30 protein-coding genes are annotated in these 24,515 nt (G+C 38.8%); 21 read left to right on the top strand and 9 right to left on the bottom strand.

Going from position 1 to position 24,515, the window contains the following annotated elements:
* Nucleotides 1–30: 30 nt before the first annotated feature.
* Nucleotides 31–303, top strand: coding sequence for a UPF0223 family protein (locus tag BMX30_RS15530; RefSeq protein ID WP_090747657.1), 273 nt, complete (start codon nucleotides 31–33; stop codon nucleotides 301–303).
* 331 nt (nucleotides 304–634) lie between these two features.
* Here BMX30_RS15530 and BMX30_RS15525 read toward each other — a convergent pair whose 3' ends face one another.
* The gene (locus BMX30_RS15525) at nucleotides 635–1,252 is read right to left on the bottom strand and encodes a YktB family protein (protein ID WP_090747654.1); all 618 of its coding nucleotides are present in this window, start codon (nucleotides 1,250–1,252) and stop codon (nucleotides 635–637) included.
* Nucleotides 1,253–1,419: 167 nt separating this feature from the next.
* Between BMX30_RS15525 and BMX30_RS15520 the strand changes: the two genes are divergently transcribed.
* Together BMX30_RS15520 and BMX30_RS15515 are read left to right on the top strand one after the other, a co-directional pair.
* Nucleotides 1,420–1,614: a hypothetical protein gene (locus BMX30_RS15520; RefSeq protein WP_090747651.1), complete on the top strand. Its 195-nt coding sequence runs from the start codon at nucleotides 1,420–1,422 to the stop codon at nucleotides 1,612–1,614.
* A 252-nt stretch (nucleotides 1,615–1,866) separates the two neighbouring features.
* Entirely contained in the window at nucleotides 1,867–2,670 is an 804-nt protein-coding gene (locus tag BMX30_RS15515; protein ID WP_090747648.1) for an inositol monophosphatase family protein, read from the top strand.
* A gap of 32 nt (nucleotides 2,671–2,702) precedes the next feature.
* On the opposite strand, the gene BMX30_RS15510 is transcribed toward BMX30_RS15515, so the two are convergent.
* On the bottom strand, nucleotides 2,703–2,888 hold the full coding sequence (locus BMX30_RS15510; RefSeq protein ID WP_090747645.1) for a YlaF family protein: 186 nt from the start codon (nucleotides 2,886–2,888) through the stop codon (nucleotides 2,703–2,705).
* Between the two features lie 121 nt (nucleotides 2,889–3,009).
* On the opposite strand from BMX30_RS15510, the gene typA reads away from it, so the two are divergent.
* Genes typA through BMX30_RS15495 form a run of 3 tightly spaced genes read left to right on the top strand, consistent with a single transcriptional unit; the run spans nucleotide 3,010 to nucleotide 5,483 of the window.
* Nucleotides 3,010–4,845: a translational GTPase TypA gene (gene typA, locus BMX30_RS15505; protein ID WP_090747642.1), complete on the top strand. Its 1,836-nt coding sequence runs from the start codon at nucleotides 3,010–3,012 to the stop codon at nucleotides 4,843–4,845.
* Nucleotides 4,846–4,865: 20 nt separating this feature from the next.
* Nucleotides 4,866–5,177, top strand: coding sequence for a YlaH-like family protein (locus BMX30_RS15500; RefSeq protein ID WP_090747639.1), 312 nt, complete (start codon nucleotides 4,866–4,868; stop codon nucleotides 5,175–5,177).
* Nucleotides 5,178–5,192: 15 nt separating this feature from the next.
* Entirely contained in the window at nucleotides 5,193–5,483 is a 291-nt protein-coding gene (locus tag BMX30_RS15495) for a hypothetical protein (protein WP_090747636.1), read from the top strand.
* A gap of 518 nt (nucleotides 5,484–6,001) precedes the next feature.
* Here BMX30_RS15495 and BMX30_RS15490 read toward each other — a convergent pair.
* Complete coding sequence (locus BMX30_RS15490; protein ID WP_090747633.1) at nucleotides 6,002–6,202, bottom strand: YlaI family protein; 201 nt, start codon at nucleotides 6,200–6,202, stop codon at nucleotides 6,002–6,004.
* A gap of 128 nt (nucleotides 6,203–6,330) precedes the next feature.
* Between BMX30_RS15490 and BMX30_RS15485 the strand changes: the two genes are divergently transcribed.
* The gene (locus BMX30_RS15485; protein ID WP_090747630.1) at nucleotides 6,331–6,786 is read left to right on the top strand and encodes a pyridoxamine 5'-phosphate oxidase family protein; all 456 of its coding nucleotides are present in this window, start codon (nucleotides 6,331–6,333) and stop codon (nucleotides 6,784–6,786) included.
* A 31-nt stretch (nucleotides 6,787–6,817) separates the two neighbouring features.
* Here BMX30_RS15485 and BMX30_RS15480 read toward each other — a convergent pair whose 3' ends face one another.
* Nucleotides 6,818–7,408, bottom strand: a complete 591-nt coding sequence (locus BMX30_RS15480) for a YhcN/YlaJ family sporulation lipoprotein (protein ID WP_090747627.1) — start codon at nucleotides 7,406–7,408, stop codon at nucleotides 6,818–6,820.
* A gap of 213 nt (nucleotides 7,409–7,621) precedes the next feature.
* On the opposite strand from BMX30_RS15480, the gene BMX30_RS15475 reads away from it, so the two are divergent.
* Nucleotides 7,622–8,959, top strand: a complete 1,338-nt coding sequence (locus tag BMX30_RS15475; RefSeq protein ID WP_090747624.1) for a PhoH family protein — start codon at nucleotides 7,622–7,624, stop codon at nucleotides 8,957–8,959.
* Nucleotides 8,960–8,977: 18 nt separating this feature from the next.
* On the opposite strand, the gene BMX30_RS15470 is transcribed toward BMX30_RS15475, so the two are convergent.
* The gene (locus BMX30_RS15470) at nucleotides 8,978–9,475 is read right to left on the bottom strand and encodes a hypothetical protein (RefSeq protein WP_090747621.1); all 498 of its coding nucleotides are present in this window, start codon (nucleotides 9,473–9,475) and stop codon (nucleotides 8,978–8,980) included.
* Between the two features lie 178 nt (nucleotides 9,476–9,653).
* Here BMX30_RS15470 and BMX30_RS15465 point away from each other — a divergent pair, with 178 nt between their 5' ends.
* The gene (locus BMX30_RS15465) at nucleotides 9,654–9,935 is read left to right on the top strand and encodes an Fpa/YlaN family protein (RefSeq protein ID WP_090747618.1); all 282 of its coding nucleotides are present in this window, start codon (nucleotides 9,654–9,656) and stop codon (nucleotides 9,933–9,935) included.
* Nucleotides 9,936–10,061: 126 nt separating this feature from the next.
* Entirely contained in the window at nucleotides 10,062–11,264 is a 1,203-nt protein-coding gene (locus BMX30_RS15460) for an FtsW/RodA/SpoVE family cell cycle protein (protein WP_090747615.1), read from the top strand.
* A 170-nt stretch (nucleotides 11,265–11,434) separates the two neighbouring features.
* On the opposite strand, the gene BMX30_RS15455 is transcribed toward BMX30_RS15460, so the two are convergent.
* Nucleotides 11,435–12,403 carry a COX15/CtaA family protein gene (locus BMX30_RS15455; RefSeq protein ID WP_090747611.1) on the bottom strand — a complete coding sequence of 323 codons (969 nt, stop codon included), beginning with the start codon at nucleotides 12,401–12,403 and terminating at the stop codon, nucleotides 11,435–11,437.
* A gap of 624 nt (nucleotides 12,404–13,027) precedes the next feature.
* Here BMX30_RS15455 and cyoE point away from each other — a divergent pair.
* The 7 genes from cyoE (at nucleotide 13,028) to BMX30_RS15420 (ending at nucleotide 19,609) form a co-directional block, all read left to right on the top strand.
* Nucleotides 13,028–13,966: a heme o synthase gene (cyoE, locus tag BMX30_RS15450; protein WP_090747608.1), complete on the top strand. Its 939-nt coding sequence runs from the start codon at nucleotides 13,028–13,030 to the stop codon at nucleotides 13,964–13,966.
* 138 nt (nucleotides 13,967–14,104) lie between these two features.
* Nucleotides 14,105–15,172: a cytochrome c oxidase subunit II gene (coxB, locus tag BMX30_RS15445; protein ID WP_090747605.1), complete on the top strand. Its 1,068-nt coding sequence runs from the start codon at nucleotides 14,105–14,107 to the stop codon at nucleotides 15,170–15,172.
* A 25-nt stretch (nucleotides 15,173–15,197) separates the two neighbouring features.
* A complete protein-coding gene (gene ctaD, locus BMX30_RS15440; RefSeq protein WP_090747602.1) occupies nucleotides 15,198–17,066 on the top strand; it encodes a cytochrome c oxidase subunit I in 1,869 nt (622 codons plus the stop codon).
* Nucleotides 17,066–17,695: a cytochrome (ubi)quinol oxidase subunit III gene (locus BMX30_RS15435; protein WP_090747599.1), complete on the top strand. Its 630-nt coding sequence runs from the start codon at nucleotides 17,066–17,068 to the stop codon at nucleotides 17,693–17,695. Before ctaD ends, BMX30_RS15435 begins: the two co-directional genes overlap by 1 nt.
* Before the next feature lie 3 nt (nucleotides 17,696–17,698).
* The gene (gene ctaF / locus BMX30_RS15430) at nucleotides 17,699–18,034 is read left to right on the top strand and encodes a cytochrome c oxidase subunit IVB (protein ID WP_090747596.1); all 336 of its coding nucleotides are present in this window, start codon (nucleotides 17,699–17,701) and stop codon (nucleotides 18,032–18,034) included.
* A 152-nt stretch (nucleotides 18,035–18,186) separates the two neighbouring features.
* A complete protein-coding gene (ctaG, locus tag BMX30_RS15425; RefSeq protein WP_090747593.1) occupies nucleotides 18,187–19,098 on the top strand; it encodes a cytochrome c oxidase assembly factor CtaG in 912 nt (303 codons plus the stop codon).
* Between the two features lie 46 nt (nucleotides 19,099–19,144).
* Nucleotides 19,145–19,609, top strand: coding sequence for a DUF420 domain-containing protein (locus tag BMX30_RS15420; protein ID WP_090747591.1), 465 nt, complete (start codon nucleotides 19,145–19,147; stop codon nucleotides 19,607–19,609).
* Between the two features lie 162 nt (nucleotides 19,610–19,771).
* Here BMX30_RS15420 and ytvI read toward each other — a convergent pair whose 3' ends face one another.
* Entirely contained in the window at nucleotides 19,772–20,830 is a 1,059-nt protein-coding gene (ytvI, locus tag BMX30_RS15415) for a sporulation integral membrane protein YtvI (protein ID WP_090747588.1), read from the bottom strand.
* Between the two features lie 146 nt (nucleotides 20,831–20,976).
* Nucleotides 20,977–21,336, bottom strand: coding sequence for a YugN family protein (locus tag BMX30_RS15410; protein ID WP_090747586.1), 360 nt, complete (start codon nucleotides 21,334–21,336; stop codon nucleotides 20,977–20,979).
* A 166-nt stretch (nucleotides 21,337–21,502) separates the two neighbouring features.
* Between BMX30_RS15410 and BMX30_RS15405 the strand changes: the two genes are divergently transcribed.
* Both BMX30_RS15405 and BMX30_RS15400 read left to right on the top strand, forming a co-directional pair.
* Nucleotides 21,503–21,934, top strand: coding sequence for a CBS domain-containing protein (locus tag BMX30_RS15405; RefSeq protein WP_090747584.1), 432 nt, complete (start codon nucleotides 21,503–21,505; stop codon nucleotides 21,932–21,934).
* 133 nt (nucleotides 21,935–22,067) lie between these two features.
* On the top strand, nucleotides 22,068–23,105 hold the full coding sequence (locus BMX30_RS15400; RefSeq protein WP_425283769.1) for a CAP domain-containing protein: 1,038 nt from the start codon (nucleotides 22,068–22,070) through the stop codon (nucleotides 23,103–23,105).
* A gap of 73 nt (nucleotides 23,106–23,178) precedes the next feature.
* Here BMX30_RS15400 and BMX30_RS15395 read toward each other — a convergent pair whose 3' ends face one another.
* Nucleotides 23,179–23,664 carry a PaaI family thioesterase gene (locus BMX30_RS15395; RefSeq protein ID WP_090747579.1) on the bottom strand — a complete coding sequence of 162 codons (486 nt, stop codon included), beginning with the start codon at nucleotides 23,662–23,664 and terminating at the stop codon, nucleotides 23,179–23,181.
* Between the two features lie 175 nt (nucleotides 23,665–23,839).
* Between BMX30_RS15395 and BMX30_RS15390 the strand changes: the two genes are divergently transcribed.
* Both BMX30_RS15390 and BMX30_RS15385 read left to right on the top strand, forming a co-directional pair.
* A complete protein-coding gene (locus tag BMX30_RS15390; protein ID WP_090747576.1) occupies nucleotides 23,840–24,253 on the top strand; it encodes a YlbD family protein in 414 nt (137 codons plus the stop codon).
* 15 nt (nucleotides 24,254–24,268) lie between these two features.
* Nucleotides 24,269–24,508, top strand: coding sequence for a YlbE-like family protein (locus BMX30_RS15385; RefSeq protein ID WP_090747573.1), 240 nt, complete (start codon nucleotides 24,269–24,271; stop codon nucleotides 24,506–24,508).
* Nucleotides 24,509–24,515: the final 7 nt, after the last annotated feature.

The raw sequence follows: 24,515 nt of genomic DNA, 5'->3' as shown, positions 1-24,515 counted from the left end.
AATAATAGTAAATATAAGCAGGTGTTGTTCATGGAATACCAATATCCAATCGATTATACTTGGAAAACAGATGAGATTGTTGATGTCATCAGATTTTTTGAAAATGTAGAACTTGCCTATGAAAAAGGGGTAAGCCGTGAAGGATTAATGGCCGCCTATCGTCGTTTTAAAGAGATTGTTCCGAGTAAATCAGAGGAAAAGCAACTATTCAAGGAATTCGAAGAAGAAAGTGGTTACTCCTCCTACCGGACGGTTAAAGCGGCAAAGGATGCCGGTGACGGAGAGAAGATTAAAATGAAATAAAAAAACGGCCATATGGCCGTTTTTTTTATTGTTAAGGAATTAATAAAAGTTTAAGGGGGTGGATAACTGTGTTCGTTCTCTGTATCCAGCTCCAGCGCCTAGCCCCTCGGGTCATAAGTCTGACTAGCTGCGGCTCCTAGAGACACGAAGATATAAGAAGGTAAAAAGCACTTCTTACAGGGCGCGTCTTATGCTTGTCGTCCCTGTGCGGCCGCCTACGCTTTTCGTACAAGCCGTCAAGAAAGTTAAAAAACAACCTTATTGACGGCTCGTCTAGACTCACGGGGCTGATCAAGGCGCTTGCGCTTTTGTTCTAAACTCGAGATGTTTATTACAGTTTATATAAGGGTATTAGGGTTTTAAATACAGAGCCAATTTTCTTGATTAACTCTTCTGAACTTAATTGAACCGCATCCTGTCGGGGAATTTGATAACCACATAGAATTTCAGCCTTTTTCACTGTCTGCAAACGAGTAAACATGGCAATTAGTTCTTCTGTTGATAGGCCGTTTTGCTCTATCACCTCCGGTTTTGTATGGTCCAATGACCACACAAAATCTTCAGGTGTTTCATTAAAAATCTTATCTGCATGATTCGCTAGTTTTTTACCAAACTCTTCCTTATTAGGTGCTTCATAAATTAGCGCAAACCAAATGAATAGATGAGTCTCCCAAAGACCAATTTGAAAATGAGGCATCATCTTGTACCCGCGTGGGTTTGCGGCAAAAGCTACCCATGTATCTTTAGGGGGATTTTTGGTTCTACGAGCATGCTTAGCTACATGTGAAAACATCTCATCGCCCGTTAATGCGGAAAGCTCAGGCGTAAAGTGTTTTCCAAGTTCTTCGAGCTTAGGTCGAATATGCTGTTTTAAGGCATCCATACGCTCGTCCAAACCATCTATTTTAAAAACGTCAAAATCTTCATCTGTAAAACCCGTAAATGTCATCATAGTACCTCCTAGACCTTTGTAAAATATTGTAGCAAAATTGCAAGGAATAATGAAGCGAAAGGCGTTGTTTCTAGGTGTTAGCACATATTTGTTGCATCGTCCACAATTTTTCATAGAATATTAAAAATAAAAATATTTTGAAAATAACCAAGGAGTGTATAAATTTGAAACAACTTATGAATTTTATGGGGAGAGAAACAGGTGAAAAACAAAGAAAAGCAGTATTGAGGTTAGAGTTGGATTATGAGCTTGCGACTCTATTTGATGCAATGAGTGAATCAGACAAACTAAAGATCACCGAGTGTAAAGAGAAGTTAAAAAAAATTAGACAGGAATTATTAGCATTAAAAGCCTTGTAAGTTAACCAACGTAGCGCTTTAGTATGAAGGTCGATGAGAATCAAATTGGTAATCATAATACAACAATTAGGGTAAACTGAGAACGGACTCCTATATAAGCGTTAGGAGTTCGTTATTATTTTTTCCTAGAGTTTATCCTTGGGCCTATTTAAGGAAAATGCTTGAAGCTGAGAAAATTTTCCTATAAGCTTAATCTATTCTATATAGAGGTACGAAGCAATAGAAGAGTATTTTACTAGGGGGAAGTAGAGGATGACGGCGAGTATGAATGAAATTGATACATATGCGAAGCAGTGGATTAAAGAAGCTGGGGAACGGATTCGTTCATCCTTTCCTAACAGGTTAAATATCCAGTCAAAATCCGATCCGAATGATTTAGTTACCAATATTGACCAGGAAACAGAACAATACTTTATTGAAAAAATAAAAGGGACCTATCCTGAGCATAAGATTCTTGGAGAAGAAGGCTATGGCGATGATGTTACAAGGTTGAATGGGGTTGTTTGGATCATTGATCCAATCGATGGAACGATGAACTTTATCCATCAACGACGGAATTTTGCTATTTCGATTGGGATTTATGAGGATGGAATTGGGAAAATTGGCTTAATCTACGATGTCGTTCATGATGAGCTTTATCATGCTTTCAAAGGTGAAGGTGTTTTTCTTAATGGGGAGGAACTACCGAAACTTGAAACAAGGACTGTATCAGAATCAATTATTGGTTTAAATGCTACTTGGGTGACAGAAAATAGGAGGCTACCTCCCGAATTACTAAGTCCGCTCGTCAAACAGGCCCGTGGTACAAGATCTTATGGTTCCGCTGCTTTAGAAATGGTTTATTTAGCATCAGGAAGGATTGATGCTTATATTACTCCTAGGCTAGCTCCATGGGATTTTGCGGCAGGGATCATTATGATAGAGGAGTTAGGTGGAGTTGCAACGAACTTAAGAGGTGAGAGACTTGACCTGCTAAACCAGAGTTCCGTGTTTGTTGCTAAACCTGGTTTACATGGAGAAATTCTAAAGAATTATTTGAAAGATGGTAAATGGTAAAGAAAAAGAAAAGGCCGTATCTAGTCGGCCTTTTACAGTTCACCATTTTCCCGATATTTCTTTTTTAATTTAAAACCGAAGCCCATGATGAACACTAAAACAATAAGTGAAATTACGGCTCCTATGGTACTTTCTTCTCCAATCGCAACCCCGACTCCCATCATACATGCTGCAGCGGCAAATGCTAAAAATAATAATGGCCATTTAATTTGTGTCATTGATTATTTACCTCCCCTTTCAATAATTTACAGAAAACATTCGGTTTCTATTATAGTTGTGGTATAATAACTCAGTTGTAAAAAAATGATAACATATTTAAGATAAAGGCGGTTGACTTTTTTGAAATTAAGAGAAGATATAAGAAATATAGCAATTATTGCCCACGTTGACCACGGAAAAACAACACTAGTTGATGAATTACTAAGACAAGCAGGAACTTTTCGCGTAAATGAAAACGTCGAGGAAAGAGCAATGGACTCAAACGATCTTGAAAGAGAGCGTGGAATTACCATTCTTGCTAAAAATACAGGGATAAAATATAAAGACAATCGAATCAACATTCTAGATACTCCTGGACACGCTGACTTTGGTGGCGAAGTAGAACGGATCATGAAAATGGTTGATGGTGTTCTACTTGTGGTAGATGCTTATGAAGGATGTATGCCGCAGACTCGTTTTGTATTGAAAAAGGCTTTAGAACAACACATCACACCAATTGTTGTCGTAAATAAAATCGACCGTGATTTTGCTCGTCCGGAAGAAGTCGTTGATGAAGTACTTGATTTGTTTATTGAACTTGGTGCCGATGAAGATCAACTTGATTTCCCTGTTGTTTATGCATCTGCCATTAATGGGACTGCAAGCTTAACGCCTGAAAAACAGGATGAAAACATGGAAGTCCTTTATGAATCCATTATTGAACATATTCCTGCTCCGATAGATAATCGTGAAGAGCCGTTACAATTCCAAGTTGCCCTACTCGATTATAATGATTATGTTGGTCGTATCGGGATTGGACGTGTGTTCCGTGGAACGATGAAAGTAGGCCAGCAAGTTGCCTTGATGAAACTTGACGGTTCCGTTAAACAGTTCAGGGTAACGAAGATGTTTGGTTTCTTTGGTTTAAAGCGTGAAGAAATCCAGGAAGCAAAGGCTGGAGACTTGATTGCTGTTTCTGGTATGGAAGCCATTAATGTTGGGGAAACAGTCTGTCCGGTCGAGCATCAAGACCCACTTCCTGTTTTACGTATTGATGAACCAACCCTTCAAATGACGTTCCTTGTCAATAATAGTCCATTTGCTGGGAGAGAAGGAAAATATTTAACTTCAAGAAAAATCGAAGAGAGACTTCGTGCACAGTTACAAACGGATGTAAGTCTTCGTGTTGATAATACAGATTCACCTGATGCATGGATTGTTTCAGGGCGTGGAGAGTTGCACCTTTCTATTCTAATTGAGAACATGCGTCGTGAAGGCTATGAGCTTCAAGTGTCAAAGCCAGAAGTTATCGTTAAGGTGATTGACGGTGTCCGCTGTGAACCGGTTGAGCGTGTTCAAATTGATGTGCCTGAGGAAAATACGGGATCTGTTATGGAATCGATTGGTGCAAGAAAAGGTGAAATGCTTGATATGATCAATAGTGGAACGGGTCAAGTTCGCTTAATTTTCAACGTTCCAGCTCGTGGTTTGATTGGATATACGACTGAATTCCTCACACTTACTCGTGGATTCGGTATTATCAACCATACGTTTGATAGCTATCAGCCAATGGCAACGGGTCAGGTTGGCGGAAGAAGACAAGGGGTTCTTGTCTCTATGGAGTCCGGAAAAGCGACTACTTATGGTATTATGGGAGTAGAAGACCGAGGCACCATTTTTGTTGAACCAGGAACGGAAATCTATGAGGGTATGATTGTTGGTGAACATACGCGTGAAAATGACATCACTGTCAATATCACCAAAGTAAAACATGCCACGAATATCCGTTCCGCAAATAAAGACCAAACCAACGTCATTAAAAAACCAAGAATCATGACTTTGGAAGAATCGCTTGAATATCTAAACGATGATGAGTATTGTGAAGTAACTCCTGAATCTATCCGCCTACGTAAAAAGATTCTTGAAAAGAGTGAACGTGAGCGGGTTACAAAGAAAAAGAAGTTAGCCGAGCTTTAAAATAAATAGGGGGAAATAGGATGGATATTAGTCAGCGCTTGACCTTTTTTGCTGCACTCTTCAAGGTAGATGAAAATCCCAATTTGGGTATGTGGATGCTGTATTTAACCATTCTGCTATTAAGTGTTATTGTCTACAAATTGGGTTTTGCGAAGAAGCTTCCATTAGGTAAGTCTATCCTTATCTATTTGTTTCTTGGTTTAGGTTGTACATTTTTAAGCTTTCTTGGTATTTTTCTTCCGATAGCCGAGGGTCTAGTTGTAGCGGCATTAATTTTAATCATTTACAAGCTGCGCCTACGTTCTCATAAAAACCAAGAAATGGATGTTTAGCTGAGGTGAAGACAGATGATGTCATTGCAAGATAAACTATATAATTGGCTTACCATTAAAGTTGTAGTGGACGCAAGACCAGAAGATACGGCTGCTAATGATACAAAAGAAATGTTTGAGCGTTTATTGTTAGAGGAGCATGGAATTAGTCATCCAGTTGTAACAAAGGATGAAATCATGTACTTTATAAATATTGAGCGAAACGGTGAGCCAAAGACTTATAGGTTTCCTCGTGATTTGATTGAAGTTATGCTCGACCAAATAACTGAAGAGCCAGAGAAATACGTAAACTATCCCGAGAAATAACAAAAGCCGCCCATTGGGCGGCTTTTGTTATTGTTTAGGAAATTAAAAGTTACCGGTTGTGGATAATGTGTTGGTTTTCTGCATCCAGCTCCAGCGCCTAGACCCTCGGGTCATAAGCCTGTCTAGCTGCGCCTCCTAGGGACTCGGAAGACATAAGCCACTCCCTTTCAGAAGGTAAAAACCACCTTCTTACAGGGCACGTCTTATGCTTGTTGTCCCTGTGCAGTCGCCTCCGCTTTTCGTACAATCCGTCAAGATGGTTAAAGAACATCCTTCTGGTCGGCCCATCTAGACTCACGGGGCTGACCAGGCGCTTGCGCTTTTCTTAATAGAATAAGAAAGTATAAAAGTTTAAACTTAGAAAATTGTCCAGCTCCAGCGCCCTAGCGGCTAGTGTCCTTCGCTCTCCGCCCTACGATAAGTCAACATTGAATCGCTATCGCTCTTCGTGTTTCCTTTATCTCAGTTGGAGTGCTCCAGGCCATACGCCGCTGAACAGGGCGCTTGCGCTTTTCTTATTACCATTCTTCATTCTCAATTGGTGCTTTGTAAAAACGGAAATGTCCAGTCTGTATGCGTTTCTTTGTATTTTCAGCAATGCGGCCGTGACATTCGTTACACATATATGTGTGGATAGGACGATTCCTTAGCTGTTTTGCCTGTAGGGTTTCGTCATTAATGGACTCGATTTTGTCACAAATAACACATTTAACTCTCATGTTCACACCCCAAATTTTCTTTTCGTTATAATTAGTATATCATTTATTATATCAAAGATGGATGTATATCTATTTGCCCCAAAAATGTATACATAGTAAGATGATGATAGTTTAAGGAGGCTGGTTTTATGGCTAACGAAGTCGAACCACATTTAATCAAAGAGTTGTTTGATGAGCTACAAAAAGAACGTTTTGTAACACTTGCTACAGTAGATCACGTATCGGGGGGGCCAAACGTCAGTGCCATCTCTTGGCTATTAGCCAAGGATGAACAAACCATCTTGTTTGCTGTTGACAACCGCTCACGTATTATAAAAAATATTAGCGGGAATCCTTTTGTTGCGATTACACTTGTTGCGAATGAATCAACCTATTCCATCCAGGGGAAGGCTCATATTCAGAGCGAAAGAATAGCGGACATTCCACTGAATCTGGCGCTAGTTGAGCTGAAAATTGATGAAGTCCGGGATGTTATGTTTTATGGATCAAAAATCATTACAGAGCCTGTATACGATAAAACCTACGATCCAGCGGCTGCTACTCGGCTAGATAATCAGGTTATGAACGCCATAAGAAAAGCTTAGTCAAGCGACTAAGCTTTCTTTTGTTCTGCGATTAATTTTCTTTATGATAATTTGATTGTTGATTCTGGGTTTTATCTAACTTATTCTCTTCGCTCTCATTTAACTTATCTTCTGGTTCCTCTGTTGGGTTCTTTGGGTGAGGTTCAAGGTTATCAGCTGGTACCTCTGGCATGATTCTACCGGTAATGTCGGCAAGTTCGTTCATAATCCCTTGTATAGGGGAACCATTGCTAAAGTCCTCTGCAACTTCCTTTAGCCGTGCGGTCAGGTCAGGATCAGCGATAACCATGGCATTTGCGCCATGTGGATCATCTTTCATGCTTTCAGAAACGGAGTACTTGATTGATCCAACTTCTGAGCGATCTAAATCTTCATTGACATCAATGCCAACAACGGCAAAATCTCCAATTACTACGACAGTAGCATTGTCTACTTCGGGAATTCCCTCGGCTAGTTTTGCAAGATGTCTTGATCTATCTTCACTTTCTTCTCTGTTTATTTGTCCATTCGTAGAGTCTTGCACATTAACGCGATGCTCTTGCTCCTCTTGAGAAGTATCATTTCCTGCACCACAGCCTGAAATGAATAGTACCAAACACAACAAGCTTACTACTTTTTTCATGAATAGAACACCCCCGAAAAATTCTTAATCTGTTCCATAAGATTGGATAAATTAGAACCAGAACTAATTGAAACAGAAGAAAAAAAGACTTGCTTACATGGTATTGTGCAAAATAAATTCTATCTTTATACAGGAAAACATATATTTTACCAAAGTCTCTGCTGATGGTGATGTTAGCGGCGCCAGAAAAACAAGAAGGTGGGAGGCAAGATTTTGACAAAAATATATGTACTTGATACGAATGTCCTGCTACAGGATCCATACGCAATTTTTTCTTTCCAAGATAACGAAGTAGTAATTCCGGCTGTGGTCCTAGAAGAAGTCGATTCTAAAAAACGGTATATGGACGAGATTGGTCGGAATGCCAGGCAGGTTTCCAGAATTATTGACGGACTAAGAGAAACAGGTAAGCTTCATGAAAAAATCCATCTTGAAAACGGCGGTACACTAAGAATTGAATTGAATCACCGCTCGTTCCATCAGCTTCAAGAGGTCTTTGTTGAAAAAACAAATGATAACAGAATTCTTGCGGTTGCCAAAAATCTTTCACTAGAGGAACAAACAAAAGAGGTTGGCCGGCCAGTTATCCTTGTAAGTAAGGATGCATTGGTAAGGGTTAAGGCGGATGCTATCGGACTTACCTCAGAGGATTTCCTCAGTGATAGAGTGGTGGAGATGGATGGTCTTTACACTGGTTTTGAAGAAATTTATGTGGATGCGGAAACTTTAAACCGATTTTACGTAAATGGGGAGCTGGCACTATCTGAGATTCCCGGTTACAAGCTATATTCGAACCAATTCGTCATCCTAAAAGACAGCCTCGGTAGTTCATCTTCGGCGATTGGGATGGTGGACAAGAAAAAAACAAAAATGAAGAAATTGGTTTTTGACCATGAGGGTAAACAGATATGGGGGATTAGAGCAAGGAATGTTCAGCAGATTATGGCACTTGAGCTCTTGTTAAGAGACGATATCCCGTTAGTCACCTTAACTGGAAGGGCAGGCACAGGGAAAACATTACTTACACTAGCAACAGGGCTATTTCAAACCGAAGATTTAGGGGAGTATAAAAAGTTATTTGTTGCCCGTCCAATCGTTCCTGTTGGCAAAGACCTGGGATTCCTACCGGGAGAAAAACAAGAAAAGCTCAGGCCATGGATGCAACCGATTTTTGATAATCTCGAGTTTTTGTTTAATACAAAAAAACCTGGTGAACTGGATGCCATCTTGGCGGGGATGGGTTCAATTGAAGTTGAAGCCCTTACCTATATTAGGGGCAGAAGCATCCCTGAACAATTTATCATTATTGACGAGGCTCAGAACCTAACAAAACATGAAGTAAAAACCATCTTAACACGTGTAGGGGAACGAAGTAAGATTGTGCTAATGGGCGACCCTGATCAAATTGATCATCCATACCTCGACGCATATAACAATGGACTTACATATGTGGTCGAGAAATTTAAGGGGCAACAGATTGCTGGCCACGTTAAACTAATAAAAGGAGAGAGGTCTGCATTGGCACAACTTGCAGCAGACCTCTTGAAATAAGCGGGCTTTTATCGCCCGCTATTTTATTATAAATTGTTTAACTCCTGTAATTGGAGTCTGTTGGTTGGAACCGTCACCATAATAAACATGGACAGGCCCATCGTCCTTTAATGGCTTCCCTTCTTTAGAAAACCCTAGGATAAGCTCTAAGGCTTCGCTGAGTGGCATTTCCGACTCACCAGCCGCATGCTTAATGAGGAGTGTTTTAGCGTTATCATGAGGCTCTGCATTAAGCAGAAAAGATTTAAATGGAATCCCGAATGAACCTTCAAGTAGTCTTTGCTTCTCAAATTTTCGTTCGCTTTTGAGTGTAGGTGGAAAGACTGCGCCTTCCATGATTTCCCGGTCCCAGTGTTTGGAGATGGACTTAGTATATTTTTCAAGTTCATTATCTTGCTCTTCGGTTCTTTGAAAATATGTATCCAACTCTACTTTTCGATCATCGAATATCCAAACACCTGGGTCTAGGGTTATCTGATAATTGACTTTGCCTGTAATAGGAATAATCGTTTCCAATTGGTTCCCTCCCCAATAAAGTTATTCCAAACAAGTATATCTTTAATTGCTATAATTGTCATTTTCTTAAATTAGATTTGCATATTTTCGGAATCCTTATTATTCTTGCATTTTTGCACAGTAAAGAGTAAAATTTATAGATAGGATTGGTTAAAGCTCGGAAACGGGGGGATCAATGTTGGCGTCTGAAATGATTATTAATCATCAAGAGAAAGCCCAGGCCTTACTAAAGGCTGACGCTGATAAAATATTAAAGCTAATAAAAGTGCAAATGGATAACCTTACTATGCCCCAATGCCCTCTCTATGAAGAAGTTTTGGACACGCAAATGTTTGGCTTATCAAGGGAAATAGATTTTGCAGTTCGACTTGGCTTGATAGAAGAAGCGGAAGGGAAATCCTTACTTGGTGAATTAGAAAGAGAACTGTCCGCACTTCATGAAGCTTCGACTAGAAAATAAGATTACAAAAACTCAAACAGTTCTAGAGAATTGTTTGAGTTTTTTTAAACTTTCCTCCCCTAAATGCAGGACTTTCATGGTTTTAATTAGAATACATAATACAACATAGAAGATGGGGAAGAGACGATGTTAAAAAAAATATTTAAGTCATATGATTATTCTTTGATCATTGTTGTTACCCTCTTGTCTTTGTTTGGACTAGTGATGGTATACAGTGCAAGCCTAGTGACACGATATGAAGTGCCAAGTGATTTTTTTTATGAAAAACAGAAATTTAATCTACTTATTGCTTTAGTCTTTTTCATAATTGCAGCACTCATACCATATAAGGCAATGAAAAGTACAAAATTTCTTTTGCCAATGGTCGTTATTTCACTTGTAGGATTAGCGGTACTTTTTATTGTCGGTAAGGTAGCGAATAATGCACTAAGTTGGATTGAACTTGGCGCTAGAAGTATCCAACCTGCTGAATTTGCCAAGCTCAGTGTCATTATTTATCTATCCGCTGTTTATTCAAAAAAACAGTCTTATATCAATGAGTTCGACAGAGGAGTAGCGCCGCCCCTGTTTTATCTAGCAATTGTTTTCCTTCTCGTAGCCATACAGCCTGATTTTGGAACAGCTGGTATTATTTTTCTGATTGCAGGATCAATTATTGTATCTTCCGGAATGAATCTCAAAAATATCATTAAACTTGTTATGATTATTATGTGCCTTATAGCTCCGGCATCCCTCATAATGAAGGATGAAATCTTTTCTGAAACAAGGCTGAACCGACTAACCTCTTATAGTGATCCGTTTGCCGACGAGTTAAAGTCTGGCTATCAGCTAGCAAATTCATATTATGCCATTGGTTCTGGTGGGGTAAATGGTCTAGGGCTAGGCCAAAGTGTTCAAAAGCTTGGCTATCTACCCGAGGCTCACACAGATTTTATCATTGCAATCATCTCTGAAGAACTAGGTATCTTTGGAGTGGGCTTTGTCCTCTTGTGCCTTGGTTATCTTGTTTTAAGAGGGATTTATATTGGGCTCAGATGTAAAGATCCATTTGGAAGTTTACTAGCAATAGGTATTTCGAGCATGATTGGAATCCAGTCTTTTGTAAACCTCGGCGGAGCCACCGGAGTTATCCCGTTAACCGGAGTTCCCCTTCCATTTGTAAGCTATGGGGGTTCATCCCTTCTTCAAATGGCGATTGCTGTAGGGATATTAGTTAACGTTTCTATGTTTGTTCATTATGAAGAGAAATATAAAAAGACAAAAGAACCTAAACCTACCCCTGTTCCTTCGCGAGAGCCAAGGAATACTGTTTATAGGGTAAAATCCTGATAAAAAAACACTGGGGCCAAAAGTGATACTAGGGGGATTGGAGCGAAATAGCCCTGGTGAGTACAATAAGGTAAAAAAGAAGCGGCAGATGAATCTGTCGCTTCTTTTTCTTTAATCTACTAATAGGGTGACTATCGTCGTCAAAATACACGCTTTTCGCGGAACCATCTTTATTGAGCAGGGGGAACAGTCTTACGTTCTTCTTGCTCAAATGCATTTGGCTTTGAGAGAGATTGTGAATTTTTTTTATTCCTAGACACCAGTAAGATTAGGTAACTGAGGACGCCAAACAGGCAGGAAATAAAGAAAGCATGTCCAAGTGCAATATAAAGATTAAGCCTTGAAAAGATAACTAATGCCCCAGAAATCACTTGAAGTGATACTAAAATAAAGGCTATAATCCACGACCAATAAACAACTCTTTGGTGTTTATAATTACGAATTGCTAAAAATGTTGCATAGGCAATCCAAATAAAGATTAAACCTGCTGCTGCCCGATGTCCCATCTGTACCCATTGATATAAATTTTCAGGTAAACCCGGGGTAGAGTTTACACATAGTGGCCAGTCTGGACAAACAAGGCTCGCGTTGGTGTGTCTAACAAGTGCTCCTGTATAAACAACAATAAAGCTATAAACGGTAATTCCAATGATGTGAGTGGTCATACGCTTGTCGATAATGACCTTCTCTGCATTGAATTTTTTATCTACCTCAAAAATCAGTAAGGTCAATAGAAACACTGCTGCAAAGGATATAAGTGAAATTCCGAAATGAATTGCTAAGACAAAGTCATTTTGACCCCATATTACAGCAGCCGCACCGATAAGACCTTGGAGTAAGATAAAAAAGAAAGATAAGAACGCTAAAAATTTTGTTTCGCGAATATGACCAATCGCTTTCCAAGACCAAATTGCGAGAATGAGAACCATAATTCCTAGCGCACCTGATACTAGACGATGGGCAAGTTCAATGACTAACTCTGGAGTGATATCTGTTGGAACAAGTTCCCCATTGCAAAGTGGCCATGAACGTCCGCAGCCCATCCCAGATTCAGTTTTTGTGACAAGCGCCCCGCCGAGGAGAACAAAAAGCATACCAATTGTAGTTAAGACAGCCAGCCATTTCAAAGAGCGTTTCAATAAAGTTCACCTGCTTGTTTAAAAGTTGGATAAGTTGTCATATAATTCCTAGACAAGTATAATGATGATGGGTCTTAAAGTGGGTAATTCGAATCTATCATAACTGATTTTTTCATAAAAAGACAGAAAGCAGTATTGGCCCCTAATCGATACTACACAATATGCTCCTATTATTCAATACTCAAAAAATGCCTGAATATTTAGGCAAAATAATTGATTCATTCCAACGAATTTGGTAGAAATATAAATGAAATGAAAAGCGAAGGATAATTTCTTGAGGATAATAATCTATATACGTTAATAAATATATTAAGTGAAGATCTAGTAGATGGCTCGAACTTGGTTGGATACAGAAACCATCAGGTAGAAATGTTGAAATCCTTTTAAACTAAGGCATTCATCACTTCTTTTGAATAAAACATTGCAATTTGTTCAAAAAAAGTACACAAAAAAAGTGTAAAGTGTGATTTAATATACAACAAGAGAGTTTATTTTCCTACACAAACATTTAATACCTTTTCTACAGTGTAAATAGTGGAAAAGGTGCAAAAAAAAGACATCAAATCTAGATTAATTTAAACGGTTGAATTAGAATAAGAATTTAATGATGAAGGAGGAGAGGGAATGTCGAGTCCTAAGGTTTTTAATGAAGCTGTTATGGACGGGAACCAGCAGGCATTGAACGCAAGTGTGTCTGAGACAACAGCATTTAAAGATTTTCTTGCTTTGATTAAAGTCGGGATTGTCAATTCGAATGCAATTACAACATTTACTGGACTATGGCTTGCATTGCATTTTAGTGGCATGCGGTTCTTAGGAAACTTAGATATCGTCTTTTTAACATTGATAGGATCTTCTTTAATAATTGCTGGCTCATGTAGTTTAAATAATTATATAGACCGTGATATTGACCCCTTAATGGAAAGAACGAAAGGTAGACCTACTGTCACAGGTAAAATCCAACCGGGAAAAGTGGCGTTACTTGGTTTCTTATTCATTGGTGTTGGTTCCATACTTTTATTTATGACCACTGTTACAGCTGGTATAATCGGGCTGATTGGGGTCTTTAGCTATGTTGTTCTGTATAGTTTGTGGTCAAAGCGTCTTTACGTATCCAACACGATTGTTGGGAGTATATCCGGAGCGGTACCTCCATTAATCGGGTGGGCAGCAGTAGATGCTAATCTTGATCTAATGGCCTGGGTGCTGTTTTTAATCATGTTTATCTGGCAGCCTCCACATTTTTATGCGCTTGCAATGAGGAGAGTGGAGGAGTACCGTGCTGCTGGTATTCCCATGCTTCCTGTAGTAAAAGGGTTTGAAAAGACAAAGAAATCGATTATGCTTTGGATTATTGCTCTTCTCCCGCTGCCGTTCTTACTTACAGAACTAGGAGTGACCTTCATAGTTATTGCCTCGTTACTTAATGTAGGGTGGTTATTCTTAGGTGTTTTTGCTCGGAAATTTAAAGATGATATTAAATGGGCAAAATTGATGTTTGTCTATTCATTACAATACTTAACGATTTTATTTGTTGCTATGGTAATTGTCACACTCATATAAAGTGGCTAATATTTTTTTCACTATACTAAGTTTTTAAGTTTGCTGGGCCATTCTCTCCGTAAACTATGGGGAGGATTTATCCATATTTTATTCAGAATTATTTAATGAATTTTATAAGAAAGAGGGGTTTAAAAATCTATGAAAAGGCTAGGTAAATGGCGTTTGCTACCATTGTTAGCGGTCGTAGCACTATTGGCCGGATGTGGAGAACCTTTTCTGTCCGCGTTACAACCGGCAGGTGAGGTTGCGCAAATCCAATATGATTTGATGGTGCTCAGCACTGCAATCATGGTAGGGGTAATTGTTGTAGTAGCAATAATATTTATTTTGGTTATGGTTCGTTTTCGCCGGAAAAGTGAAGATGAAATTCCAAAGCAAGTTGAGGGAAGTCACACGTTAGAAATAATATGGACGGTTATCCCGATTCTATTATTAGTCGTTCTTGCTGTTCCAACTGTTTCTGCAACGTTTAAACTTGCAGATGTATCTGAGATGGATCAGAAAGCTGAAGAGGGTGAATCTGAGGCGCTAATCGTAAATGTACGTGCCAATTTATATTGGTGGGAATTTGAGTATCCAAATGAAGAGATTGTTACCAGTCAGGATTTAATCGTGCCAACTGGTGAAAAGGTTTACTTTAATTTAAAGGCTTCAGACGTTAAGCACTCGTTCTGGATTCCTCCTGTTGGTGGAAAAATGGATACAAACACGGATAATGTAAACAAGTTCTGGCTTGAATTTGACCAAACAAAGGCTGACGAAGCTGGGGGGATTTTCTACGGAAAATGTGCAGAGCTTTGTGGTCCTTCACATGCATTAATGGATTTCAAAGTAAAAGCACTTCCACGTGCTGAATTCGATCAGTGGGTAGCAGATATGCAAAATGTAACAGAACCTGTTCAAGCTGAAACTGCAACAGCTCAAGCTGGTCAGGAAGTCTTTAATAATAGCTGTATTGGTTGTCACGCAGTTACACCTGCAAACACAACTCCTGAGCAAGCACGTATGGGTCCTAACTTAACAGACTTTGGGAATCGCACACTTGTTGCAGGTATCCTAGAAAATAATGAAGAAAATATTAAGAATTGGCTAAAAGATCCTGAAGAATATAAGCCAGGAAATAAGATGACTGGTAAATATAACTTATCAGATGAGGAAATTGATGCCGTTACTCAATACTTGATGGGCTTAAAAGTTCAAGAATAACAGGGGAAGAAATGGAGGTAAAATTGTGAGTACCTATGCTCAAAAAAAAGGGGTAGGCGCTGTAATATGGGACTACTTAACCACTGTTGACCATAAAAAAATCGCGATCCTATACTTAATAGCCGGCGGATTCTTCTTTATTCTCGGTGGATTAGAAGCTATGGTGATCCGCATTCAGCTAGCTATTCCAGATAATAATTTTGTAAGCGCAGGCTTCTATAATGAAGTATTAACAATGCATGGAACAACGATGATTTTCCTTGCGGCAATGCCACTGTTATTTGCATTTATGAATGCAATCGTACCATTACAAATTGGCGCTCGGGACGTTGCTTTTCCATTCTTAAATTCTTTAGGTTTTTGGTTGTTTTTCTTTGGAGGAGTTTTTCTAAATCTTTCATGGTTCCTAGGTGGAGCTCCTGATGCAGGTTGGACTTCGTATGCTTCACTGTCACTTGCTTCAGAAGGTCATGGAATCGACTTTTATGCACTTGGATTACAGATTTCTGGTGCAGGTACATTGATTGCGGGGATTAACTTCCTTGTAACAATTATTAATATGCGTGCTCCGGGTATGACGTATATGAGAATGCCGTTATTTACATGGACTACATTTGTTGCATCGGCATTAATTTTATTCGCATTCCCAGCATTAACAGTCGGTTTATTCTTTATGATGTTTGATCGTTTATTTGGTTCAAATTTCTTTGATCACACCATGGGTGGGAATACAGTTATCTGGGAGCACTTATTCTGGATTTTCGGACACCCTGAAGTTTATATTCTAGTTTTACCAGCTTTCGGGATTTTCTCAGATATTATTTCTACATTCTCTAGAAAGCGTTTGTTTGGATATTCTTCAATGGTTTTTGCCACTGTATTAATTGGATTTTTAGGGTTCATGGTTTGGGCTCACCACATGTTCACAACTGGTTTAGGACCAATTGCAAATGCAATTTTTGCCGTTGCTACTATGGCCATTGCTGTCCCTACTGGGATTAAGATCTTTAACTGGCTCTTCACGATGTGGGGAGGAAGCATTAAATTCACTACACCAATGATGTACGCTGTTGCGTTTGTGCCATCCTTTGTCGCAGGTGGGGTAACAGGGGTTATGCTAGCAGTAGCAGCTGCTGACTATCAATACCATGATACGTACTTTGTAGTAGCTCACTTCCACTACGTTATTATTGGAGGGGTCGTGCTTTCACTTTTAGCAGGTACCCATTATTACTGGCCAAAAATGTTTGGTACGATGTTAGATGAGTTTTTAGGAAAAATCACGTTCTGGTTATTCTTAATCGGCTTCCATTTAACATTCTTTATTCAACACTTCCTTGGTTTGATGGGGATGCCACGTCGTATCTTCACTTTCTTACCTAACCAAGGTTTGGAAATCGGTAACTTGGTTTCCACTATTGGGGCTTTCTTTATGGCTGTAGCCGTCATCGTTCTATTATGGAATATTGTCATCACTAGCGTGAAGAATGTTAAGGTTGGTAATGATCCATGGGGCGATGGACGTACTCTTGAATGGGCGATTTCTTCACCACCACCATTCTATAACTTCAAGCAGCTTCCTTTAGTTCGTGGTTTGGATGCTTACTGGATTGAAAAGATGGAAGGTAAGAAAGAGATGACTCCTGCTGAACCGCTTGGAGATATCCATATGCCAAATAGTTCATTTATTCCATTCATGATTTCATTAGGATTGTTCATTGCTGCCTTTGGTGCGATGTACCGTGTAGATTACGCTTGGGGACTACCAGTATTGGTTGTTGGAATGGCAATTACTTTACTATCAATGCTCGTACGTTCAATCAAGGACGACCATGGTTTCCATATCCATAAAGAAGATTTAATTGATGACAAAGATAAGGGGGGAAAGGCATAATGCACGCTGAAGAAAAAATGACGAATGAGACCTGGCCTGCGTCGCCTGAGAAAGCCACCCTTGAAGCGAAAAATAAATTTTTAGGCTTTTGGTTCTTTTTAGGAGGAGAAACGGTACTATTTGCTTCCCTCTTCGCAACCTATCTTGCGTTGAAAGATAAGGTTCCTACAGGAGACCATTATCTTGCGAAGGACCTATTTGAAATGCCGCTTGTATTCTTAATGACGATGCTGCTTTTAACTAGTTCATTGACAAGTGTATATGCAATGTACCATATGAAAAACTTTGCCTTCAAAAAGATGCAGCTTTGGCTTGGAATAACTGTATTATTGGGTCTTACTTTCCTTGGCTTAGAAATTTACGAGTTTAATCATTATGTACATGAATATAATCATACTTTTACAAGTAGTGCATTTGGTTCTGCTTTTTATACTCTTGTAGGTTTCCATGGGGCTCACGTTGCTTTCGGTCTTTTATGGATTATAAGCTTGATGATTCGAAATGCTAAGCGTGGACTAAGCCTTTATAATGCACCAAAGTTTTATGTAGCAAGTCTTTACTGGCACTTTATTGATGTGGTGTGGGTATTTATCTTTACAGTTGTATATCTAATGGGAATGGTGGGATAACTGATGGCAAATCAACAACCAACTACAGGTAACCCAAAAGTTGATATCGAGTACCGACGCAAAAAGAATGCAGAGGAAATGAGATACCAGGTTGTCACCTTTACTCTAATGATCTTCTTGACGTTGATTGCTTTTGCTGCGGTCGGATTTGGTGATTTATCCAAATGGTTTACGGTACCATTCATTCTACTTTTGGCTGTTGTTCAGGTAATTTTCCAATTGTACTACTTCATGCATATGAGTCACAAAGGACATGAGGCTCCTGCGCTATTTCTTTACTCAGGCGCTCTAGTTGGCTTTGTAACTGTTTTAGCATTTGTTACAATTGTTTGGTGGTAATTTAATATTTCTAAAAGGGAAAATCGGCATATTTGCCGATTTTTTCTTTGTTAGTTTCAATATTGAGTAGAATATTCTGTTTCATTGCGGATAGCTTGTCAGAACAGGTATAATAGTATAAAAGGTTTTCTAATAATAGAGGTGATTTTGTCATGTTTTCTCTTGATCTCTTCGGTTTTAGAGCAAACTGGAGTCCTGTCTATTTTGTTTGCATACTTCTCATTTTGGCGTTCTATTACCTGATAGTATTCAAGTACTATCCACGGTTTAAAGGTGGCCAAAAAGCTACGGCAAAACAGACAACATATTTTACTGTAGGAATTATTTTGCTATATGTGATAAAGGGGTCGCCTCTTGACTTGTTGGGGCACATCACGTTTTATGCTCATATGGTACAAATGGCAACGCTATACCTTGTCATACCGCCCTTGCTTATCTTTGGGTTACCTGATTGGCTTTGGAGGAATTTGATAAACACACGCGTCATTAAGCCACTGTTTGCTTTTATAACTAAACCTTTAATTGCACTTATATTATTTAACGGTATGTTTTCGCTTTATCATATTCCGTTAATATTTGATGTAGTTAAAACAGATATGTGGTTGCATGCTGTGTTTACTTCGGTGTTGTTTATTTTTTCAATCGCCATGTGGTGGCCATTACTTAATGTTTTACCTGAGCAACAGTCTTTGTCCGGTTTGAAGAAAGTCGGCTATATATTTGCCGATGGAGTCTTGTTAACTCCAGCCTGTGCATTAATCATTTTCGCGGAAACACCTATGTATGCAACCTTTGCGGATCCGACTGCATGGGGACAAGCTCTTGCACTGTGCGTACCACCATCCACTCTTGCTACACTAAATCTAAGTGGGCCTGAGATGTTTAGTTCTCTATCTTTAATTGAAGATCAACGACTAGGCGGAGTATTAATGAAAATTATTCAGGAAATTGTATATGGAGTGGTCCTAGCTTACGCGTTCTTCAGTTGGTACAATAGCGAACGGGAGAAGGAGAAGGAAGAGTTAGCACTATATCATCAGCAACAACCTCGGACAACCGAATAATAGACTAAAAATATAAATTAGAAATAATAGAGAGAGGAAAATGAGCATGCAAAGCCTTCCACTTTTGCCAACGATTAGTACGTTTTTCATTGTGCTCAGTGCTATTACTGTCGCCATTGGGTGGTGGCAAATTAAACAGAAGAATATTGAGAAACACAAAAAGACAATGACACTTGCGGGAATTTTTGCTGTGATTTTCTTTATTATTTATGCTTCGAGAACGCTCTTTATCGGGAATACATCGTTTGGCGGACCAGCTGATATTGAGATCTATTACACAGTGTTTCTAATATTTCATATTATCCTTGCCACAACTGGTGCAATCTTAGGGATTATCTCGCTATGGTCTGGTTATAAAAACCGACTTGCTCTCCATCGAAAGCTAGGCCCAGTAACTAGCATTGTTTGGTTCTTCACAGGAATCACTGGTGTGGCCGTATATCTGCTATTGTATGTTTTCTACCATGGTGGAGAAACAACATCCTTAATTAAAGCAATTCTTGGGAGTTAAATAATATTACTAGTAAAAAGCTGCCAGTAGGTAGCTTTTTTTTTTGTCTTTTAAAATTGTATGTTGATTACTGATCCGGTGTGGAAGGTATGGAGTCGAAGTTTCTAGAATGGTTATAACAGGGGGGACTAAAACAATAAAAAAACCGGACATGATGTCCGGTCAGATTTTGAAATTCAATTTGATTATTCCAGCTTCCCTAGCGGTATTAAATCCAATCACTAATAGAGGACCGATAATGAATCCAGCCATGCCTAACAACTTTAATCCTAGGTACATTGCAATTAGAGTAGCTAATGGGGACAAGCCAATATGAGTACCCATTACCTTTGGTTCTACGGTTCTCCTAATAATTAAGAGGACAGCAGCTAATATAGCTAGTTTCGTTCCAATAATAATATCCCCTGTTAAAAGGTGGAAAAGAGCCCACGGGCCTAATATGGCAATGGATCCTATAATAGGAATAAAATCAATTACCCAAATAACTAGAGACATGAATAAGGCAACCTCAGGAACAATCAAAAATAGACCAATTAACGATACTACAAAGATAATAACACTAACTAGGAACTGAGCCTTGAAAAACCCAGTAATCACATAAGCAAGCCTTGATGTCATAAAATCGACCTTTTCGGCTGTTTTATCCGAAAGAAAGCTATAAAATCCTTTCCTAAGACGCGGTAAGTCTAGTAGGAAGAGGAAGAGGGCAATTAAGTAGACAATAAAACTGACGAGGAAGTTTGGAATATTCGTCAGGATTGTCTTGAGATTATTAATATTAATCAGAGCTAGTAAGTCATCCCGAACATTTATTAGAAAGATTTCCCCGCGATCATTGATTTCTTCAACTAATTCGTCTGGGAAATCCTTTGCAGCCTCCACAAAACGGTCCTGGGCATCAAACCAAACATTGGTTATATCGTTAATATATTTTGGAGCGTTTTCAACCACGTTCACAGCTTCTGTAATCACTTTTGTCGTAATAATGTATCCAGAAAAGCTAATTAATATTAAAAAAGCAATAAACGTAATTGTGACCGAAAATTTACGGCCAATATTCATTCGTTCCTGTAAAAATCGCACAATGGGTTCAAGAACCATTGCTGTTAATAGTGCACCTATTAACGGAACAGAAACGGGAAGAATGATATAGATTAATAATGCTATAAGGAGTATAGCTATAAGAACGGTTATATTTCTTTTGGTAAAGAATCTAGTCAACGGTGGACTCCTTTCTATGATAAAGAGGGTTTATCACCTTTCCATTATATTCGTATTTAGTAGAGTCCACAACAAAAGTATGGATATTTAAGTTTTCTAAATTGGGTTTGAAAAAAAGGCGCAAAAATGCGCCTTTTTCCATTAGCTTATAGGGCAACTTTCTCGACATTTTCCTTAACATCACTAAGGATTTTTTCACATTGACTTAATAATGATTTTGGAAAGTGTTCATTTTCCCCATATTCGATACCATGTGGATAATAGTGCTTCCCAATAACGGGAGCCATCAATTGAATGACAGCTTTATGAGCACCTACATCTCCTTCGACCGCATACCCCTGAACGCGAAGATAGTATGTACCCTCTTTTAAATCAAACCTACGGTCATATGTGACCCTTTCGTAATCCCACTGGCCATGCCGTTCTAACCCATAATCCTCCATGAGTTCGTCTAACCTATTCAGATCGGCTTTGAACTTTTCCAATCCGGTATTTTCAAAAATCATCCTCATCCCTCCTAAACACATAGAAGCAGTATGCTACTTAATGGAACCTTCTCCTTATCAATAATAGTAAAAATACGAAAAAGTTGCAATGTATTATGCTGGCATAAATTGTTTTTTAAAGGAGATTCTATAAAAGTAAGAGATTTAAACGAAGGAGTTGGCAGAAATGGCAAAGATTCGCGAAATTATGACGACAGATGTAGAAACCTGTTCATTACTCGATAATGTTTATGAGGTTGCCGTAAAAATGAAGGAATTCGATGTAGGTGCCATCCCAATTGTAGATGGAGAGAGACTTGTAGGTATGATTACAGATAGGGATCTAGTTATTCGGGGAGTGGCTGAGAAGAACCCTGGATCCTCTAAAGTGGAAGAGGTCATGAGTGACCATCTAATTACGATTACACCAGAAACTACAACTGATGAAGCAGCAAATATAATGGCCGAACACCAAATCCGTCGTCTTCCTATTGTCGAAGGGGATAAACTTGTAGGAATTGTATCATTAGGAGATTTAGCGGTTAATCCTAAAATGGACAAGAAGGCAGAAGTTGCTCTATCTGAAATTTCTGAGACAGATAAAAGTCAGCTACAGTAACTTATATAGAACTAGGGAAAAAGGTGCTTATATGCGCCTTTTTTTTCGTTAAAGTAATAATCATAAATGATAAAATAATAATAGGTCATCCCCATTCAAGAAATAAAATCATCTAAATTAAGGAGGGAATTCTCTGAGACCTGTTATTGGGATATTTTTAATTGCATCTGTCATTTTATACATAGGCTTTCAGTTTGCTTTTGACAATCATGAGGAGAAAGGTAGTCATACTGCAGAGAATATAATAGACGTAGAAAAAAAAGAATCCCCTCTAAATGCCGCCCTAGGTTTGCCTGCGGAAAGCCTAGGCACCTTAGTTGGTGAAGATGTTCAGTCATTAATTCAAAAACTCGGGGCACCTGCTAGGAAAGATTCATCTGCTTATGGCTATACTTGGTTTATATATAACTTTGATCTAAATCATTATGTTCAAGCGGGAGTGTTAAACAATAAAGTTGTTACCCTATATGCGATTGGAAATGCAGTTAATACAGCCCCATTTAAGATTGGGCTATCTATAGACCAATATCATAAAATCAATTCAATCCAGGCCCAAGTCCCTATAAATATAAAGGACAATTCCTATCAATTTGAGCTTACAGAAGAGGATATATTGTATAGGCCATTAATAAATGTGGGTGATATTCATGCTCAACTGTATATTGATCGTTTTACTGGAAATCTTTCGAGTGTAAGATTTATAGATGGGGAGACTCTCGTTAAACATCAACCTTATGAAATGATTTATCGAGGCGAAATCATTAAACCACAAGAAATTCAGGATAGTGAGTGGAGAAAAATTGAGGTTGGAGCGGAATTACAGATACTTGATATAACGAATGTGATACGGACAAGGCATAAGCGGGTGAGGTTGCATTGGGATGAGAGTACAGCTGAGGTGGCTTATGCACATAGTAAGGAGATGAAGGAAGCGAACTACTTTGCTCATATATCAGAAAAGTATGGTAGCCTTTCAGATCGTTTAGACGCAGGAAATGTATTCTATCAACTTGCAGGTGAAAACATTGCGGCGCATTATACGGATGCCCCTGCTGTTGTAGAAGGGTGGCTAAACAGTAAAGGTCATCGCGAATCACTTCTCAATGTGGAGTTCACACATTTGGGTGTTGGTGTTTATAATAAATACTACACTCAGAATTTCATAAAATAAGACTGCAACCATGTTCGAGAAAAGAACTTAATATACTATTAAAAGAGAAAAGCAAAGGAATTTCCCCCTTTGCTTATTTTTTTACTATAAAGAAGCTACCTGTTGCATGGGCAATTTTTTTGCCATCATCCCGATGGACATCGGATTCCATTACGATTGTTTTTGAACCTTGGTGAACAAATCGGGCTTTACATGTTATTTCTTTTCCCACTCCTGGCGCTAAGTAATGAATATTTAGTTGAGTTGTGACGCAAGCATAACCTGCAGGTAGAGTATTGGCGGCCATCATTCCCATAGCAGTATCGATAACGGTTGCTGTGATTCCACCATGTACGATATCAAGATTATTGTTAATCAGTGATGAAACGGGAATAGTCAGTTCATATGTATTATCCTCAATTTTTTTCTCAAACTGAAGGATATTCCCAATATACGTTTCATCTTTTTTCTCAAGCTTTTGCTTCACACCGGTTAGAATATTTCTAATGATGTTTTGGTCCTCTTCACTTGCTAGTAGCAAACATTCTTCCAGTAAGGAGTTTAATTCATTATCTTTCATCTTTTTTTAACCTCTTTCTAGTTCCACTTTTGTAAGCCAATCCTTTGACCATTTTAACGCAGTTTTATAGGCAGTAAAAGGTCTGCTGATGGAAAGTTCCTAATAATAAGAATCACCTTTTTTATCGTAACACATAAATTATTGTAGGCAATTGTAACAAGGTGAGGTGACGGACATGGCAGATAAAAAACTCCATCCATCAGTGCAACAATTTAAGATGTTTGTTAAAGAGAATCCTAATCTTATTAAAGAAGTAAGAAATGGGGATGTAACTTGGCAGGAATTATACGAGGAGTGGTACTTGCTCGGTGAAGACGATGCGCGCTGGGATAGTTACCGTGAGGGAAGTCATAAATCTAAAGAAGAGAAGAAAGCGGATGAAACGAAAACTAGCGGTGATTGGATGTCTAAAGTAATGAATGCTGTTAAGAATATGGACCAAGACCAGCTCCAAGGACAGATAGGCAATATAAGCCAGGCAATCGCAGCGATTCAAGGAGTTCTTGGACAATTTCAGGGGAATCAACCACCAAGCAATAGTCCAAAAAACGAGGCCCCTCAACACCCCTTTTCTTTTAGAAAAGACTAAAGGAGGAGTATTGGTTTGAGAAAAGACGTACTAGAGCAAATTCAAACACAAAAAGAGTTACATGAATTTATTCGAATCAATCCTCATTGGTATAGAAAACTAGCTAGAGATCCGAGAGATATTTCGACAATGGAGATTGCTGCTATGAATTATTATGAGAAGACCATTCCACATCAAGTGCAAAAATTTTCGAATGGGGTTCAAATGGCTTCGATGATGATGCAGATGTTTGCTAATATGAACACGCAAACTTAAAGCTTCT

The organism is Mesobacillus persicus (assembly GCF_900109925.1).
Classification (GTDB): Bacteria; Bacillota; Bacilli; order Bacillales; family Cytobacillaceae; genus Mesobacillus_B; species Mesobacillus_B persicus.
Note: the sequence above shows the minus strand (reverse complement) of the source record. Positions and strands in the feature narration are given on the sequence as shown.

Coding starts and splice junctions, on each gene's coding strand:
- BMX30_RS15460 (WP_090747615.1), top strand. CDS start 10,062: ATGTTAAAAAAAATATTTAAGTCATATGATTATTCTTTGATCATTGTT.
- BMX30_RS15515 (WP_090747648.1), top strand. CDS start 1,867: ATGACGGCGAGTATGAATGAAATTGATACATATGCGAAGCAGTGGATT.
- BMX30_RS15485 (WP_090747630.1), top strand. CDS start 6,331: ATGGCTAACGAAGTCGAACCACATTTAATCAAAGAGTTGTTTGATGAG.
- BMX30_RS15405 (WP_090747584.1), top strand. CDS start 21,503: ATGGCAAAGATTCGCGAAATTATGACGACAGATGTAGAAACCTGTTCA.
- ctaF (WP_090747596.1), top strand. CDS start 17,699: ATGGCAAATCAACAACCAACTACAGGTAACCCAAAAGTTGATATCGAG.
- ctaG (WP_090747593.1), top strand. CDS start 18,187: ATGTTTTCTCTTGATCTCTTCGGTTTTAGAGCAAACTGGAGTCCTGTC.
- BMX30_RS15500 (WP_090747639.1), top strand. CDS start 4,866: ATGGATATTAGTCAGCGCTTGACCTTTTTTGCTGCACTCTTCAAGGTA.
- BMX30_RS15410 (WP_090747586.1), bottom strand. CDS start 21,336: ATGATTTTTGAAAATACCGGATTGGAAAAGTTCAAAGCCGATCTGAAT.
- BMX30_RS15390 (WP_090747576.1), top strand. CDS start 23,840: ATGGCAGATAAAAAACTCCATCCATCAGTGCAACAATTTAAGATGTTT.
- cyoE (WP_090747608.1), top strand. CDS start 13,028: ATGTCGAGTCCTAAGGTTTTTAATGAAGCTGTTATGGACGGGAACCAG.
- BMX30_RS15480 (WP_090747627.1), bottom strand. CDS start 7,408: ATGAAAAAAGTAGTAAGCTTGTTGTGTTTGGTACTATTCATTTCAGGC.
- BMX30_RS15495 (WP_090747636.1), top strand. CDS start 5,193: ATGATGTCATTGCAAGATAAACTATATAATTGGCTTACCATTAAAGTT.
- BMX30_RS15395 (WP_090747579.1), bottom strand. CDS start 23,664: ATGAAAGATAATGAATTAAACTCCTTACTGGAAGAATGTTTGCTACTA.
- BMX30_RS15510 (WP_090747645.1), bottom strand. CDS start 2,888: ATGACACAAATTAAATGGCCATTATTATTTTTAGCATTTGCCGCTGCA.
- BMX30_RS15490 (WP_090747633.1), bottom strand. CDS start 6,202: ATGAGAGTTAAATGTGTTATTTGTGACAAAATCGAGTCCATTAATGAC.
- coxB (WP_090747605.1), top strand. CDS start 14,105: ATGAAAAGGCTAGGTAAATGGCGTTTGCTACCATTGTTAGCGGTCGTA.
- BMX30_RS15525 (WP_090747654.1), bottom strand. CDS start 1,252: ATGACATTTACGGGTTTTACAGATGAAGATTTTGACGTTTTTAAAATA.
- BMX30_RS15530 (WP_090747657.1), top strand. CDS start 31: ATGGAATACCAATATCCAATCGATTATACTTGGAAAACAGATGAGATT.
- BMX30_RS15435 (WP_090747599.1), top strand. CDS start 17,066: ATGCACGCTGAAGAAAAAATGACGAATGAGACCTGGCCTGCGTCGCCT.
- BMX30_RS15420 (WP_090747591.1), top strand. CDS start 19,145: ATGCAAAGCCTTCCACTTTTGCCAACGATTAGTACGTTTTTCATTGTG.